Genomic DNA, 13,963 nt, shown 5'->3' with positions numbered 1-13,963 from the left:
CGGCCTGCCACGCACAACGCGGCGGGCCGCGAAATGCCGATGCTACAGATCAATCTCAATCACACCGCCAGCCTCTTTGGCCCGGCTCTGACAGAGGATCACCGCACTCTCGCGCTGCTTATTGGACAGCACAAAATCGCGATGCTCCACCTCACCTGACACCAGCCCGCATTTGCACACCCCACAGATCCCATCAGCGCATTTCACATCCACATGCACGCCGTTCTCCAAAAGCACGTCTGTGGCGATTTTATCTTCTGGAACAAGCAATTCCCGACCATCCTTGAGCTTCAGAGTGAACTCGAAATTCTCATAATCCGGCTGCTCGGGCACATTGAAATACTCCAGATGCCGCGCCTCCTCCGGGAAGCCCTGTCGCTTGGCCGCCTCCATCACCCCTTCCATGAAACGGTCCGGCCCGCAGGTGTAAACATGCCACCCCGGCTCATACCCATGCAGCACCGCATCCAGATCCGCGCGCGTGCCTTTGTCTGAGAAGTGAAACACCACCTTATCCGCCCAGGGCATCGCCTTGAGATCATGGATATATCCCGCCCCATCTTCGCGACTGGCAGAATAGTGCAGCGCAAAATCGCGCCCCAGATCATGCAAGCGGTGGGCAAAGGCAATCATCGGCGTAATCCCGATCCCGCCGCCCATCAGAAAGCTCTTCGTCGCCTCTTCGACCAGTTCAAAATGGTTGATCGGCTTGGAGACAAACACCTTGCGCTCCTCACGGAAAATCCGGTGCAGAAAGGCGCTGCCCCCGCGCCCTTGATCCTCCCGCAACACGCCAATCTGATATTTGGAGCGATCCTTGGGGTCGCCCGACATGCTGTATTGGCGCAGGAACTCCGGGGCCACCAACACATCCAGATGCCCCCCCGCTGTCCATTCCGGCAGCTCCGATCCATCCAGACTCTGGAATTCATACTTAGTCACATCCGCCGTCATCGGCTCCACATGCGAAATTTTCACCTGCACCACCGGTGCATCGGCCGCGTCCGGCACCACATAGCGATCAATCACCGAGGCGTCCCCCGCCGCCAGCCGCAGCTTATATTCATCCGCCGAAATCATCGCCTCATAGGCTTTGATCCCCGCCTCCCGGTCCATAGGAAACGGATAGGGCCACGGATGCGGGGCCAGCGCCGCCGGATAAACCGCCAGCGTCTGATCCTCATATTTCAGATCCAGATCTTTCTGCAAATCGCGACGGTTAAGCGGGTGTTTGGTCGGCCGATACGCCCCATCTTCCTCAAGCTCGATGTCCCACCACCATTTCTTGACATCATTGAGCCCGCCATTGCCCACCGCATCATCAAGCTTGGCCAAAGGTCTGGCAAGGCTCGGGAAATTGCTTGCCGCCCAGCGGAACGGCGCTTCTGAAAACAGCCCCTCGAGGTTCCACGGGCAGGTTTTCATACAGCGTCCACACATCGAGCCACCCGGTGTGCTGATCCGATAGGTTGCGCATTTCTGGCTGTCCGATTTCCAAATCTCATAGCCGTTGAACATCAACTTCGGCCCCGCCGTGATCGCCCCGGAGGGACATTCACGCGCACATTTGTTGCAGTTCTCACAGAAGTTTTGCAGGCCAAAATCAATCGGCAGATCATGTGCCATCGGCATATCCGTGGTCACTGCCCCGGATTTCAGCCGCGGGCCCAGATAGGGGTTCAGGATCACCTCCCCAATCCGGCTCACCTCACCCAGACCGGACAAAAGCAACAGCGGCGGCTGCAACACCTCCCCATCCATAACCGTATGCGCCTTGGCCTTATAGCCCAGATTGCGGATCTGCTGCGCCATCACCCCGCCAAGCAGCGAGAAGCGCAGATAGGCCCGCATGGATTGCGCCACGCTGATCCAATCATCCCCACTTGCGCCTTCCATGGTCTCATAACCCTGATCAATAATCATGCTCAACGCATTGTTATGGATCGGATTTATCGGTGCGCCCGTGGCATCATGCGAATACCAGGCCCACTCCGGGCATCGGCTCAACCCCACGGCATCCACGCCCAGAAAATAGCTCGCCGCTTTCAGGTTGGCGGCATTGCGGGCGGCATCTGTCGGGGGGGTGACATCGGCACTCGCCCCATCCTGCAACAACACAAAAGCTCCCAGCGCGCGCCGCTGCGCCATGCTCGGCGCGGCCTTGCGCACGTAATAGCCACCCTTTGCCGCATCCTGCAGCGTCTTGCCCATGTCGCCAAATTGCACGCGGGCAAACATATCCGCCCGCTTGGGCACCCGCGCCACATTGGCTTCGTCAATATAGGTTGTCGGGCTCTCCACCCGCTTGAGCCGCTCAAAGGGATGGGCGCCATTGACATAATCGCGATTGCGGAACGGGTCTTGATTGAGCGCCGATTTGGCAAAGCCCTTGCCCAACCACCACGCCGGCCCCTGCGTCTGAAACCATGGCTGCTGCGCCATCGGGGCCAGTGGGCCATCATGAGCCAGATCCATATCCGTGGTGATCACGGCAAGCCCATAGCCCGTGCCCAGCCAAGGGGCCACCAGTTGCCCCTCTTCACAGCTCACCAGCCCCGCCGCCAACGCCGCCTTGCCCAGATCCACATCTGAGGACGTCGCTGTATGGGCCTTGGCCCCAAAGCCCAGCAGCCGGATGTAATTGGCAATCACCACCGCCACTTCGGTCGCACGCAGACAGGCCCGATGATCCTGCGCATTCATAATCCAATCGCTGCCGGGTTCCCCGCGTTCCGGATCCCGGTGGTGCTCGATCAGAAAAACCAGCGCATTCTTATGGTCCTCAATCGAGGATGGCGGGGCCTCCATACTGTCTTTGAGATCCGCCATAATCAGGTCAATACCGGCCGCCAGAGATTTGATCTGCCGCGTGCGCAGATCTTCTGACAGACGCTCAATATCCGGATTGCGCCGGGGCTGCGCCAGCCGCGCGGCCGCAGGCAACGGCCCGATCCCCACCATCGAGGCATCACTGAAATACCCAAATGATTTCAAATGGTTTGAGCGCTCAATTGGATCATCAGGAATGCCTGAGCGCACAGAATTCACCAACCCATCGCGCAGCGCGTCCATCATCGCCTGAAACTCGCCCATGGCATTGACAATGCTCTCAGGCTGCTCTGGTCGATGAAAGCTCAGGGCCGCATCACCCGGCGCTTGGCTCAGGTCCGCCTGCGCCTGCCTGACCAGACGCTCCATTGGATACGGGCCAAGATGAACTGGCCGCGCCTTGTCGGAAAAAAACTTAAACCCCATGCTCCCCCCGCGAGAAGCACAACGGCTTCTCTTGTATTTTGGCGTCTCGCTCAGCGCATGGTGAATGCGCTGCTCACAGCACCTGCCTCAGGTTTTTGTAACTTTCAACCCAAGACAGTGTGCAACCAAAACACTTTAGGCATAAGGGATGTTAACGCAAGCAGTTGCCCATATCCTGCGCGTCAGATCACCCTCCGGGAAATAGGAAGTTACGCGGGTCTGCCACCTGAGCGAGCGTCAGCTCCCCCTGCAACAAAACCCCGCCATGATCGCCAACAATGATCACAATCCCTTGCGCAACCTCAGAAATCCGCAGGTCATCCATGGATTGAATGTCATCATACTCCAGCGAAATCACATCCCGGCCCGGTTCAAAGTCGGTGATGATATCCCCACTGGCCATGTCATCAAGCTCAAAGGCAAATGTATCAGAGCCACTCCAGCCGGTCAGCGTGTCAAGATCCGCACCGCCGCGCAGCGTGTCGGCGCCCTGCCCGCCATTGAGCGTGTCATTGTCATCCCCGCCCCGCAGGTCGTCATTGCCCCCATTGCCCAGAAGCGTGTCATTCCCCTGATTGCCAGACAGCGTATCATTGCCATCTCCCGCCTTCAGGCTGTCTTCGCCCCCATTGCCATAGAGCACATCATCGCCCGCATCGCCAAAGAGCGTGTCATCGCCTCGGCCTGCTTCCACCCGATCATTGCCCTCACCGCCCCGGATGGTGTCGAACCCTCCGTTGGATTCAATCACGTCGTCGCCGCCAAGCCCGCGAATAGAGTCATTGCCTTCCCCGGTGGTCAGTTGATCCGCCCCCTCGGTGCCCACAGTCTCAGGCGTTTCCCCGATGGGCGGCGGCGGTGGTGTGTTTTCCGTGAATTCAAACACCATCTGCGTCATCTCATAAGGGTTCAGCCGCAGCGTGAGATCGCCACTGTTCACGTCAATATTGGTCACGGTGGCGCGGGTGTCATGTTCGTTGAAGTAATAGGGTTCCCCATTGATGATGGTCTGCTCCGCCTGAAACAGTTCCCCGCCCTTCTGATAGACCCCGTCCGAACTGCTCGCAGAACGGTCATAGCCCACAACAACCCCTTTGGCGCTGTCAAAGCCATCCACAAGCGCAGTGATATCCAGATCCAACTCTACCAGTTCATCGGTACGGGAGGCCACCTGCACAACGATCTTGTCATCGCTCTGATAGACCTGCACCTCCATGCGTCCATCATCATTGGAGAATTCCGTCTCCATCAATTCCGTGCCCACAAGTTCTGAGGACATGACATCAAACACCGCACCGCGCACGGAGTTCACAACCCAGCCATCCTCATTGAGGACCGGCATATCCGCCCGCGTGCCCGCCAAATGGCTCGTGGTGTTATGTACCACCGGCCAGCCATGCGCCGCATCCGTGCCCCAGGACACCATATATTCCATCATCTCCGGCAGAATGCCGGCCGCACGAATGCCATTCTGATCAAGGTTCGTGGTGCGGATGTTCCACTCAGTGATGTGCAGATCCAGCTCTTTGTCGAAATTCTCTTCCCAGATTTCATAGTCATTTGGGATGAAGCCCTGCTCATTGCCATCACCGGTGAAGACATCATAATCGCGCCGGTAGTAATAATGCTCCACCACCCCATCAATCGCCGCACGCGCCTCCGCAGAGAGCTGATCAATGATCTGCTGATTGGCATCATCCCGACGCTCACCAAAGGGGCGGTCATCGACCGACGTGTGGAACTCGCTGCCCTCATTTGGGGTTGCCATCTGCACGATGATGCTCGGCTGATCGTCTTCTTCAACACCCGCGCGCGCCATGCCCTCCGCCAGCGCCCGCGCGGCGATATCGGCTTTCTGACCATAGTTGGTCTCGCCAATCGCCCAGTACTCATTGCCAATCTCAATGGCCTCGATCTGATCCGCGTAATCCGTGACCATGATCTCCGCAAACCGCGCAATATCATCATAGAGCGCTTCGTACTCTTCCAGCGAATAGAGCTTCGTGGCGATCACCATGGTGACCTTCACATCACTGCCCGTGTCATGCGCCGCAATCGCCGCGTCCAGCGCGTTCACCACCTCCTCGCGCAGCACCCGCTCGCCATCTTCGTTTTCCACCAGCTCAATCACATTGAGCCAGTCCACGCCTTCATTCTCCCCATCCAGAGAGTCACCCTGTCCCGCCGGGAAGCGGAAGTTTTCCACCTCAAGCGCCCGCACACCTTCCACGTAGTTCTCCAGCGGCACACCCGCATCAGTGTTCACGCTGTAAACCGTATTGGCGCCAAACATCTGTTGAGAAACCACCTGCCCCGTGCCCTGCACAGAGCGCAGCGCCATCGTGATTTCAGTGGCATCATCCGAGCCCTGATCCGGGTCCACTGGCACCGTGGGGTCAGGATCAAGGTTGCCAATCCAAAGCTCTGTCTGTTGCAGAATATCGGCAGACATACCATGCACGATCACCGCCATACGCCCGTCGTACTCCAGGATCGCATCAGTCCCGTTTTCATGCTGATAAACCACAAGGTTATCGGCCACCTCCTGCGCTGAAAGCGCTGTGCCATCTGCGCCCAGAAGCGTCAGGATCTCCACCTGCCCTTCAGAGTTGGAAAACTGATAGGTGAAAATCTCAACAGCCCGGTCGTCATCCTCTGTCGGCACATAGACCTCATAACTGTCCAGCCCCTCCTGGCCGCCGATGATGTCCCCATCATCCGCAATGAAGCGATCGTCCCCTTCGCCGCCCACAGCGAGATCAGGCTGCGACTCCGCCCCCTCTGCCACCGCCGCATGGTCCGTGGTGTCGAGCACGTCATTCCCCGCGTCCCCCTGCAAGAGGTCCTGCCCGCCGCCACCGGTGAGCGTGTCATCCCCATTGCCGCCTGCCAGATAATCATCCAAAACCGCGCCTTCGGTATCGCCAGTCAGCACATCATCCCCTTCAAACCGGCCTGTCAGTTCGGTAGAGAAGTTGCCCATCCAATTGGAGGCCGCCCGGAAATCATCTGCGATATAGCCCTCAATCACGGCCACAACACGCCCGTCATAGAGCACATTGACACCGCTGCCATCCGCCGCATCCTCCAACTCGCCGCCATTGGCAAGCACTTCGGCCCGGCTCAGGATCTCCCCATCCTCATCCAGCAAAGTCAGCAGATCAGAGCTGAGTTCGCCCCCCGGCGGATGAAACAGTTCAAAATCCGTAATGCGCACGGGCGCACCGCCAACCACCACTTCAAACCGGGTGGCCCCTTCGCCCCCCTGCATCAGATCGCCATCATCGCCAATCAGCCGGTCTGTGCCAGTGCCGCCAATCAACGTGTCAGAGGCCTGATCCAGTGCCAGATCATCCAGCGCGATCAGAATATCATCGCCCTGATCCCCGCGCAGATAATCGCTGCCCGATCCCGCGGTCAGCACATCATCTCCCGGCGAGCCAATCAAGCGGTCATCCCCTTCGCCACCGAAGACAAAGTCGTTGCCGCGGCCGCCCTTCAAAAGGTCATCCCCGCTGCCGCCATTGACCACATCGGTGCCATGCCGTCCAAAAACGGTGTCCGCACCCGCATCCCCATTCAGAAGATCGTTGCCGTCATCCGCATCAATAAGGTCATTGCCGCCGCCGCCCGAGATCGTGTCATCATTCACCGTCCCGGTCAGTTGATTGTCGTCATCGTCGCCAACAATCTCTTCTCCCGCAACAGGCGCGGGTTCATCAGGATCCACCGGGTCACCATCACCAGGTGTCTCATCATCAGGATCAGGTGTTTCATCACCCGGCGACGGCTGATCTCCAACATCCTCATCCGTAGGATCAGGCGTCGGTGTTTCATCCCCGGATGTCTCATCATCAGAACCACTATCAGAGGCGTCAACGATGACACCCACAATTGCCAAACTGGCCAGCAACGGCAGTAAAATAGTAAGCATGACGCGAACCCCCGAACGCTAAAATGACTTTGGAAAATACCCTCACACCAACCTTAGTCGAAAATACACGCGGGCCGTTATGTAAAATTTTAGACTTACTGTTTCCAAATCCACGCCAATCTTGAGCCGCCCTGTGAAAGTGCCTGTGAACAGCGCTCGAATCTGACGGAAAAATCCCCCAAAACGCGCATTGAGGAACAGAACGAACAATTGCGAAAATCAAAAATGCAAGCTATTCTTGCAGAAAATACAGCAAAACCATTGTGGCGATTATCGATATTATATCTTTAAAATCAAAGATTAACGCGACGAAAACCGCCACTACCAGCCCCAACTACTAAATTATTAGTTGACTGAAAAATGCGCATTTGACAACGTAAGGCATCCGACCCCTGCGGTCGGTCTACAACCATTTTGGGAGGATAAGATGCGGAAGTATCTTTTCTCCGCAGTGGCGGCAACAGCCGTTATTGCGGGCACACAATCGCTCTACGCCGATGAGGCGGCAGCCAAACGCTGGATCGACGCCGAATTCCAGCCGTCTGCGCTGAACAAAGATGAGCAAATGAGCGAAATGCAGTGGTTCATCTCTGCTGCACAGCCCTACGCGGGCATGGAAATCAACGTGCTGTCGGAAGGCATTCCGACCCACGGCTACGAAGCCGAAGTTCTGACCAAGGCATTCGAAGAAATCACCGGCATCAAAGTCAACCACCAGATCCTCGGCGAAGGCGAAGTGGTTCAGGCGGTGCAGACCCAGATGCAAACCAAGCGGAACCTCTATGACGGCTACGTCAATGACTCCGACCTGATCGGGACCCACTCCCGTCTGCAACTGGCCTACAACCTGACCGACATGATGGCAGGTGACTGGGCGGCGACCACCTCGCCCACCCTCGATCTGGCTGACTTCATGGGCACCCAGTTCACCACCGGCCCAGATGGCGACCTGTACCAGTTGCCAGACCAGCAGTTTGCGAACCTCTACTGGTTCCGCAAAGACTGGTTTGACCGCGAAGACCTGAAAGAGCAGTTCAAAGCCAAATACGGCTACGAGCTGGGCGTACCTGTAAACTGGTCCGCCTATGAAGACATCGCGGAGTTCTTCTCCAATGACGTGAAGAACATCGACGGCGTCGACATCTATGGTCACATGGACTACGGCAAACGCGCCCCTGACCTTGGCTGGCGCATGACCGACGCATGGCTCTCCATGGCCGGTGCAGGCTCCAAAGGTGAACCAAACGGTGTGCCAATCGACGAATGGGGCATCCGCATGGAAGCCGGCTCCTGTAACCCAGCTGGTGCGTCCGTCACCCGCGGTGGTGCAGCAAACGGTCCAGCGGCGGTCTATGCGATCCGCAAATGGGACGAATGGCTGCGCAACTATGCCCCTCCCGGTGCAGCGTCTTATGACTTTTACCAGTCTCTGCCAGCGCTTGCGCAAGGCAACGTGGCCCAGCAGATCTTCTGGTACACTGCCTTTACCGCAGACATGGTGAAGCCTCAGTCTGAAGGCAACAACACCGTGGACGGCGACGGCAACCCACTGTGGCGCATGGCCCCAAGCCCACACGGCCCTTACTGGGAAAAAGGCCAGAAGGTTGGCTATCAGGACGTTGGCTCCTGGACCTTCCTGAAGTCCACCCCAGCGGACCGCGCACAGGCTGCATGGCTCTATGCTCAGTTCGTGACCTCCAAAACTGTCGACGTGAAGAAATCCCACGTGGGTCTGACCTTCACCCGCGACAGCTCTGTGAACCACGAGAGCTTCACCGAACGCGCCCCCAAACTGGGTGGTCTGGTGGAATTCTATCGTTCTCCTGACCGCAACGCATGGTCCCCGACCGGCGTGAACGTACCTGACTATCCGAAGCTGGCCCAGATCTGGTGGCAGCAAATCGGTGACGTGAACTCCGGTGCCTTCACTCCACAGGAAGCCATGGACCGTCTGGCCGAAGAAATGGACATCACCATGGCGCGCATGCAGCGTGCGGATGAAGCCCAGAACGTCTACGGCGGCTGCGGCCCACGTCTGAACGAAGAGAAAGACGCAGAGTGGTGGTATGCCAACGGCGGCGCCAAGCCAAAGCTGGACAACGAAAAGCCACAGGGCGAGACCGTCAGCTATGACGATCTGATTGCCCGCTGGAACCAGAACTAACCGTTCCTCCAGACCATTCACTCCCCGTGAATTTGGTCAACCGGCCGGGGCTTGCGTGCAACGCCCCGGCCAACTCCCCCTCCTTCCTCCTCCTCCACAGTCTCCTTCGGGGGCATCCACAAGGATCAATAGGTGCATCCATGGCACTGGAAATAAAGAACATTACAAAGGTTGTGCAGGGTGTGACTCACATCAAACCCACAACCCTGACGTTGAGAAAAGGCCACTTCAACGTGTTGCTGGGCGAAACCGGCGCTGGCAAAACCTCTCTGATCAAAATGATGGCGGGGCTTGACCCGATTGCCGCCGGCCAGATTATTCTGGAAGGCGAAGACGTCACCGCCCTCACCACACAGAAACGCAACATCAGCCTCGTGCACCAGTTCTTTGTGAACTACCCGCACATGACGGTGTTTGAAAACATCGCCTCCCCGCTCAAAGTGGCCGGAATGGCGAAATCGGAAATCGAAGATCGCGTCGCCGAGGCTGCAGATATCCTTCAGCTTGGCCCAATGCTGCACCGCCGCCCACATGAGCTGTCCGGTGGCCAGCAACAGCGCTGCGCCCTCGCCCGCGCGATTGCCAAAGAAAGCCGCGCGGTGTTTCTCGACGAGCCGCTCGCCAACCTCGATTACAAACTGCGCGAAGAACTGCGTGAGCAGCTGCCAGAACTGTTTGCAGATCGCGGCGCCGTGGTGGTCTATGCCACCTCCGAGCCCGAAGAAGCGCTTCTGCTGGGCGGGGAAACTGCCTTGATGGTGGATGGCAACGTGGCCCAGTTTGGCCCCACCGCCGACATCTACCGCGCCCCTGCTTCGCTGACAGCGGCGCGCATCTTCTCTGATCCTCCCATCAACCACGCGCCCGTCACCAAACGTGGCGATGCCATGCATCTGGGCAGCCTCAGCTGGACTGTGAGTGGCGAAGTCGCAGGTCTCGCAGATGGGGATTACATCGTCGCCGTGCGCCCGCACCACGTACTGCCCCATGCCCATGACGGCTCTGATGTGGCGCTCAAAGGTCATGTGGGCGTGACCGAGCTCTCCGGCTCAGAAAGCTCCGCGCATTTTGAGTTTGACGGCAACAGCTGGGTCAGCCTCGCACATGGCACCCACCCCTACCGGATCGGCGAGGATCACGATTTCTATCTGGATCCGACCACCTGTTTCTACTTCGCGCCTGACGGCGCCCGCGTCGGCTGAGGGAAAATTCATGGCGAAAATCACACTCAAAAACCTGCGGCACTCCTATTTCCCCGAACCCAAAGGGCCACAGGACTACGCACTGAAAGAAGTTGATCTGGATTGGCAGGACGGCGGTGCCTATGCGCTGCTTGGCCCCTCCGGCTGTGGCAAATCCACCCTTCTCAATATCATCTCCGGCCTTCTGGTGCCCTCTGAAGGGCAGATCCTGTTTGACGGTCAGGACGTCACCAAACTGCCCCCCGATCAGCGCAACATCGCGCAGGTATTCCAGTTCCCGGTGATCTACGACACGATGACCGTGCGCGAAAACCTCGCTTTCCCGCTGAAAAACCGTGGTGTGGATCCCGCCACCATCGAAAAGCGCGTGGCAGAGATTGCAGAGATGCTCGAAGTCACCGATATGCTGGATCGCAAAGCGGCTGGCCTGTCCCCTGACAACAAGCAAAAGATCTCCATGGGCCGCGGCCTTGTGCGCGATGACGTGAATGTCGTCATGTTTGACGAACCGCTCACCGTGATCGACCCGCATCTGAAGTGGAAACTGCGCACCAAGCTCAAAGAGCTGCATCAGCGCGTCTCCCACACCATGATCTATGTGACCCACGACCAGACCGAAGCCCTCACCTTCGCCGATCAGGTGGTGGTGATGCAGCTGGGCGAAGTGGTGCAAATCGGCACCCCCGAAGAGCTGTTTGAGCGCCCCGCACATACTTTTGTGGGCCACTTCATCGGCTCGCCGGGCATGAATGTGCTGCCCGCCGAAGTCAAAGACGGTCAGGCCTATTTCGAAGGTCAGCCGGTGACGCTGGAAGGCCCAATCGCCTCCGACGTTCCGGGCACTGTGGAAATCGGCATTCGTCCGGAATTTGTCTCTCTGGCTGAAACCGGCATTCCCGCCACCGTCAGCCGCGTCGCGGATGTCGGGCGCCACACTGTGGTTGAGGCCATGGTCGGCGCACATAAGGTTGCCGCCATCCAAAACGGTCCGGCGCCACAGAAAGGCGACAAGGTGCATCTGCACTTCACCCCGGAACAGACCCGTCTCTATGCAGACGGCTGGATTGCCTCTGAACCCGCGCAAAAGGAGAGCGCAGCATGAGCGGACCCCACCATCATGCCCCGGACCTGATCCGGGGCCTCGCGCAAACAATCACCTTCAGAGAGCAAGTGGTGCAGCCATGAAAACCGAAAACCAAAAAGCCTGGTTCTTTGTGCTGCCAGTGCTGATCCTTGTGGCCTTCAATGCCATCATCCCAATGATGACGGTGGTCAACTACTCAGTTCAGGAAACCTTTGGCGACAACCTCTTCTTCTGGGAAGGCCTCACCTGGTTTGAACAGATCCTGCGTTCAGATCGCTTCCACGCGGCACTTGGGCGTCAGTTCTTCTTCACCTTCATGATCCTGATCATCGAGATCCCACTGGGCATCGCGATTGCCCTGTCCATGCCACGCAAAGGCTTCTGGGTGCCAGTCTGCCTCGTGCTCATGGCGCTGCCGATGCTGATCCCTTGGAACGTGGTGGGCGCAATGTGGAACATCTTTGCTCTGCCAGACATTGGTCTTCTGGGCTATTTCCTCAACCACGTGCTGGGCATCAACTATGACATGACCCAGGATCCCGTGGCCGCATGGGTGACCATCATCACCATGGATGTGTGGCACTGGACCTCGCTGGTGGTGCTTCTGGCCTATGCCGGTCTGGTCTCGATCCCGGATGCCTATTATCAGGCCGCCAAGATCGACGGTGCCTCCAACTGGTCAGTGTTCCGCTTTATCCAGCTGCCCAAGATGAAAAGCGTTCTGACCATCGCAATCCTGCTGCGCTTCATGGACAGCTTCAACATCTACACCGAGCCTTTCGTGCTCACAGGTGGTGGCCCCGGCAACTCGACCACCCTCCTGTCCATTGATCTTGTGAAAATCGCTTTGGGTCAGTTTGACCTCGGCCCTGCCGCCGCGATGAGCCTGATCTACTTCGCAATCACCCTCTTTGTGTCCTGGCTGTTCTACACAATCATGACCAAAGATGACCTGAACTAAGAAAGGACAACGATCATGCAGAAACGATCCATTGTCCCCATCCTCTATATCTTCTTTCTGATGCTGCCGATCTACTGGCTGGTGGCGATGAGCTTCAAAACCACCAACGAGATTCTCTCCGGGTTTTCGCTCTTCCCACAGACCTTCACGCTGGAGGCCTATGTCACCATCTTCACCGATCCCTCTTGGTATTGGGGCTACATCAACTCGATCATCTATGTGTCGCTGAACACGCTGATCTCCATCGCCGTGGCACTGCCTGCGGCCTATGCCTTCAGCCGCTATCGCTTTCTGGGCGACAAGCAGCTGTTCTTCTGGCTGCTGACCAACCGCATGGCACCTGCCGCTGTCTTCGCCCTGCCCTTCTTTCAGCTCTACTCCGCTGTGGGCCTGTTTGACACGCACCTCGCCGTGGCGCTGGCGCATTGTCTCTTCAACATCCCGCTGGCCGTGTGGATTTTGGAAGGCTTCATGGGCGGCGTCCCAAAGGAGCTGGATGAAACCGCTTATGTGGATGGCTATTCCTTCCCGCGCTTCTTCCTGACGATCTTCATTCCAACGATCAAAGCCGGTGTGGGTGTGGCAGCCTTCTTCTGCTTCATGTTCTCATGGGTGGAACTGCTTCTGGCGAAAACACTGACTGCTGTGGCCGCCAAGCCAATCGCCGCCACGATGACAAAAACCGCTTCTTCTGCGGGCTATGAGCTGGGCCTGCTGGCGGCCGCCGGTACGCTCACCATCATCCCAGGTGCCATCGTGATCTATTTCGTTCGTAACTATATCGCGAAGGGCTTCGCGATGGGGAGAGTTTGATATGCTGAGCTGGATGGCATGGACCTGGCCCACGGCCGCGATCTTCATCACACTGTTTTCCACCATTGGCCTGCTGGTCTTTCTGGAAATCAAAAACCCAGGCGGGGACGAGCGCAAAGGCGCGCTTGGCCTTGTCACCACCCGAGGCGATCGGCTGTTCCTCACCTGCTTAGGCAGCAGCTTCATCTTCCTCGCGTGGCTCGGCCTGATGGGTGAGCCGCTCTGGTGGCCGCTGGGTCTGGCAATCGGCTGGGGGACCTTCTGTTTCTGGAAAGTCTGATCCCCCCGATCGTGGCAAAGATCATCTGAAAACAGGCGCTGACAACAGCGCCTGTTTTTTTGTGCGCCTGTGCTATGTCACGACCTGTGAGGCCATACTGCGCCTGCCCAAAGCAGCGCCCTCCCCCGGCATCACGCGCTGCCAAAGGCGCTCCGGCGCTGCTCATCCGGCGCCAAAGGCGCCTCCCCACCGTCCCCGTTGCCCCCCGAAAAACCGTGACGTGCGCGGACTTAACAAAAAAGCTGCACGCAAGAATCCACCGCCGCAATA

8 protein-coding genes are annotated in these 13,963 nt (G+C 57.9%); 6 read left to right on the top strand and 2 right to left on the bottom strand.

Annotated elements, in window-relative coordinates:
• Positions 1 to 42: 42 nt before the first annotated feature.
• Both SHM7688_RS14100 and SHM7688_RS14095 read right to left on the bottom strand, forming a co-directional pair.
• The gene (locus SHM7688_RS14100) at positions 43 to 3,255 is read right to left on the bottom strand and encodes a 2Fe-2S iron-sulfur cluster-binding protein (protein WP_058240577.1); all 3,213 of its coding nucleotides are present in this window, start codon (positions 3,253 to 3,255) and stop codon (positions 43 to 45) included.
• A gap of 187 nt (positions 3,256 to 3,442) precedes the next feature.
• Entirely contained in the window at positions 3,443 to 7,189 is a 3,747-nt protein-coding gene (locus SHM7688_RS14095; RefSeq protein ID WP_058240576.1) for a calcium-binding protein, read from the bottom strand.
• 427 nt (positions 7,190 to 7,616) lie between these two features.
• Between SHM7688_RS14095 and SHM7688_RS14090 the strand changes: the two genes are divergently transcribed.
• The 6 genes from SHM7688_RS14090 (at position 7,617) to SHM7688_RS14065 (ending at position 13,693) form a co-directional block, all read left to right on the top strand.
• Complete coding sequence (locus SHM7688_RS14090; protein WP_058240575.1) at positions 7,617 to 9,353, top strand: ABC transporter substrate-binding protein; 1,737 nt, start codon at positions 7,617 to 7,619, stop codon at positions 9,351 to 9,353.
• A gap of 140 nt (positions 9,354 to 9,493) precedes the next feature.
• Positions 9,494 to 10,555: an ABC transporter ATP-binding protein gene (locus tag SHM7688_RS14085; RefSeq protein ID WP_058240574.1), complete on the top strand. Its 1,062-nt coding sequence runs from the start codon at positions 9,494 to 9,496 to the stop codon at positions 10,553 to 10,555.
• A 10-nt stretch (positions 10,556 to 10,565) separates the two neighbouring features.
• A complete protein-coding gene (locus SHM7688_RS14080; RefSeq protein WP_058240573.1) occupies positions 10,566 to 11,657 on the top strand; it encodes an ABC transporter ATP-binding protein in 1,092 nt (363 codons plus the stop codon).
• Between the two features lie 79 nt (positions 11,658 to 11,736).
• Entirely contained in the window at positions 11,737 to 12,600 is an 864-nt protein-coding gene (locus SHM7688_RS14075) for a carbohydrate ABC transporter permease (RefSeq protein WP_058240572.1), read from the top strand.
• Positions 12,601 to 12,615: 15 nt separating this feature from the next.
• Complete coding sequence (locus SHM7688_RS14070) at positions 12,616 to 13,413, top strand: carbohydrate ABC transporter permease (protein ID WP_058240571.1); 798 nt, start codon at positions 12,616 to 12,618, stop codon at positions 13,411 to 13,413.
• Between the two features lies 1 nt (position 13,414).
• Complete coding sequence (locus SHM7688_RS14065; RefSeq protein WP_058240570.1) at positions 13,415 to 13,693, top strand: DUF2160 domain-containing protein; 279 nt, start codon at positions 13,415 to 13,417, stop codon at positions 13,691 to 13,693.
• Positions 13,694 to 13,963: the final 270 nt, after the last annotated feature.

It is taken from the genome of Shimia marina (assembly GCF_001458175.1).
Taxonomy (GTDB): Bacteria; Pseudomonadota; Alphaproteobacteria; order Rhodobacterales; family Rhodobacteraceae; genus Shimia; species Shimia marina.
This window is presented reverse-complemented; position numbering and strand designations above follow the sequence as displayed.

Coding starts and splice junctions, on each gene's coding strand:
- SHM7688_RS14090 (WP_058240575.1), top strand. CDS start 7,617: ATGCGGAAGTATCTTTTCTCCGCAGTGGCGGCAACAGCCGTTATTGCG.
- SHM7688_RS14095 (WP_058240576.1), bottom strand. CDS start 7,189: ATGCTTACTATTTTACTGCCGTTGCTGGCCAGTTTGGCAATTGTGGGT.
- SHM7688_RS14075 (WP_058240572.1), top strand. CDS start 11,737: ATGAAAACCGAAAACCAAAAAGCCTGGTTCTTTGTGCTGCCAGTGCTG.
- SHM7688_RS14100 (WP_058240577.1), bottom strand. CDS start 3,255: ATGGGGTTTAAGTTTTTTTCCGACAAGGCGCGGCCAGTTCATCTTGGC.
- SHM7688_RS14065 (WP_058240570.1), top strand. CDS start 13,415: ATGCTGAGCTGGATGGCATGGACCTGGCCCACGGCCGCGATCTTCATC.
- SHM7688_RS14070 (WP_058240571.1), top strand. CDS start 12,616: ATGCAGAAACGATCCATTGTCCCCATCCTCTATATCTTCTTTCTGATG.
- SHM7688_RS14085 (WP_058240574.1), top strand. CDS start 9,494: ATGGCACTGGAAATAAAGAACATTACAAAGGTTGTGCAGGGTGTGACT.
- SHM7688_RS14080 (WP_058240573.1), top strand. CDS start 10,566: ATGGCGAAAATCACACTCAAAAACCTGCGGCACTCCTATTTCCCCGAA.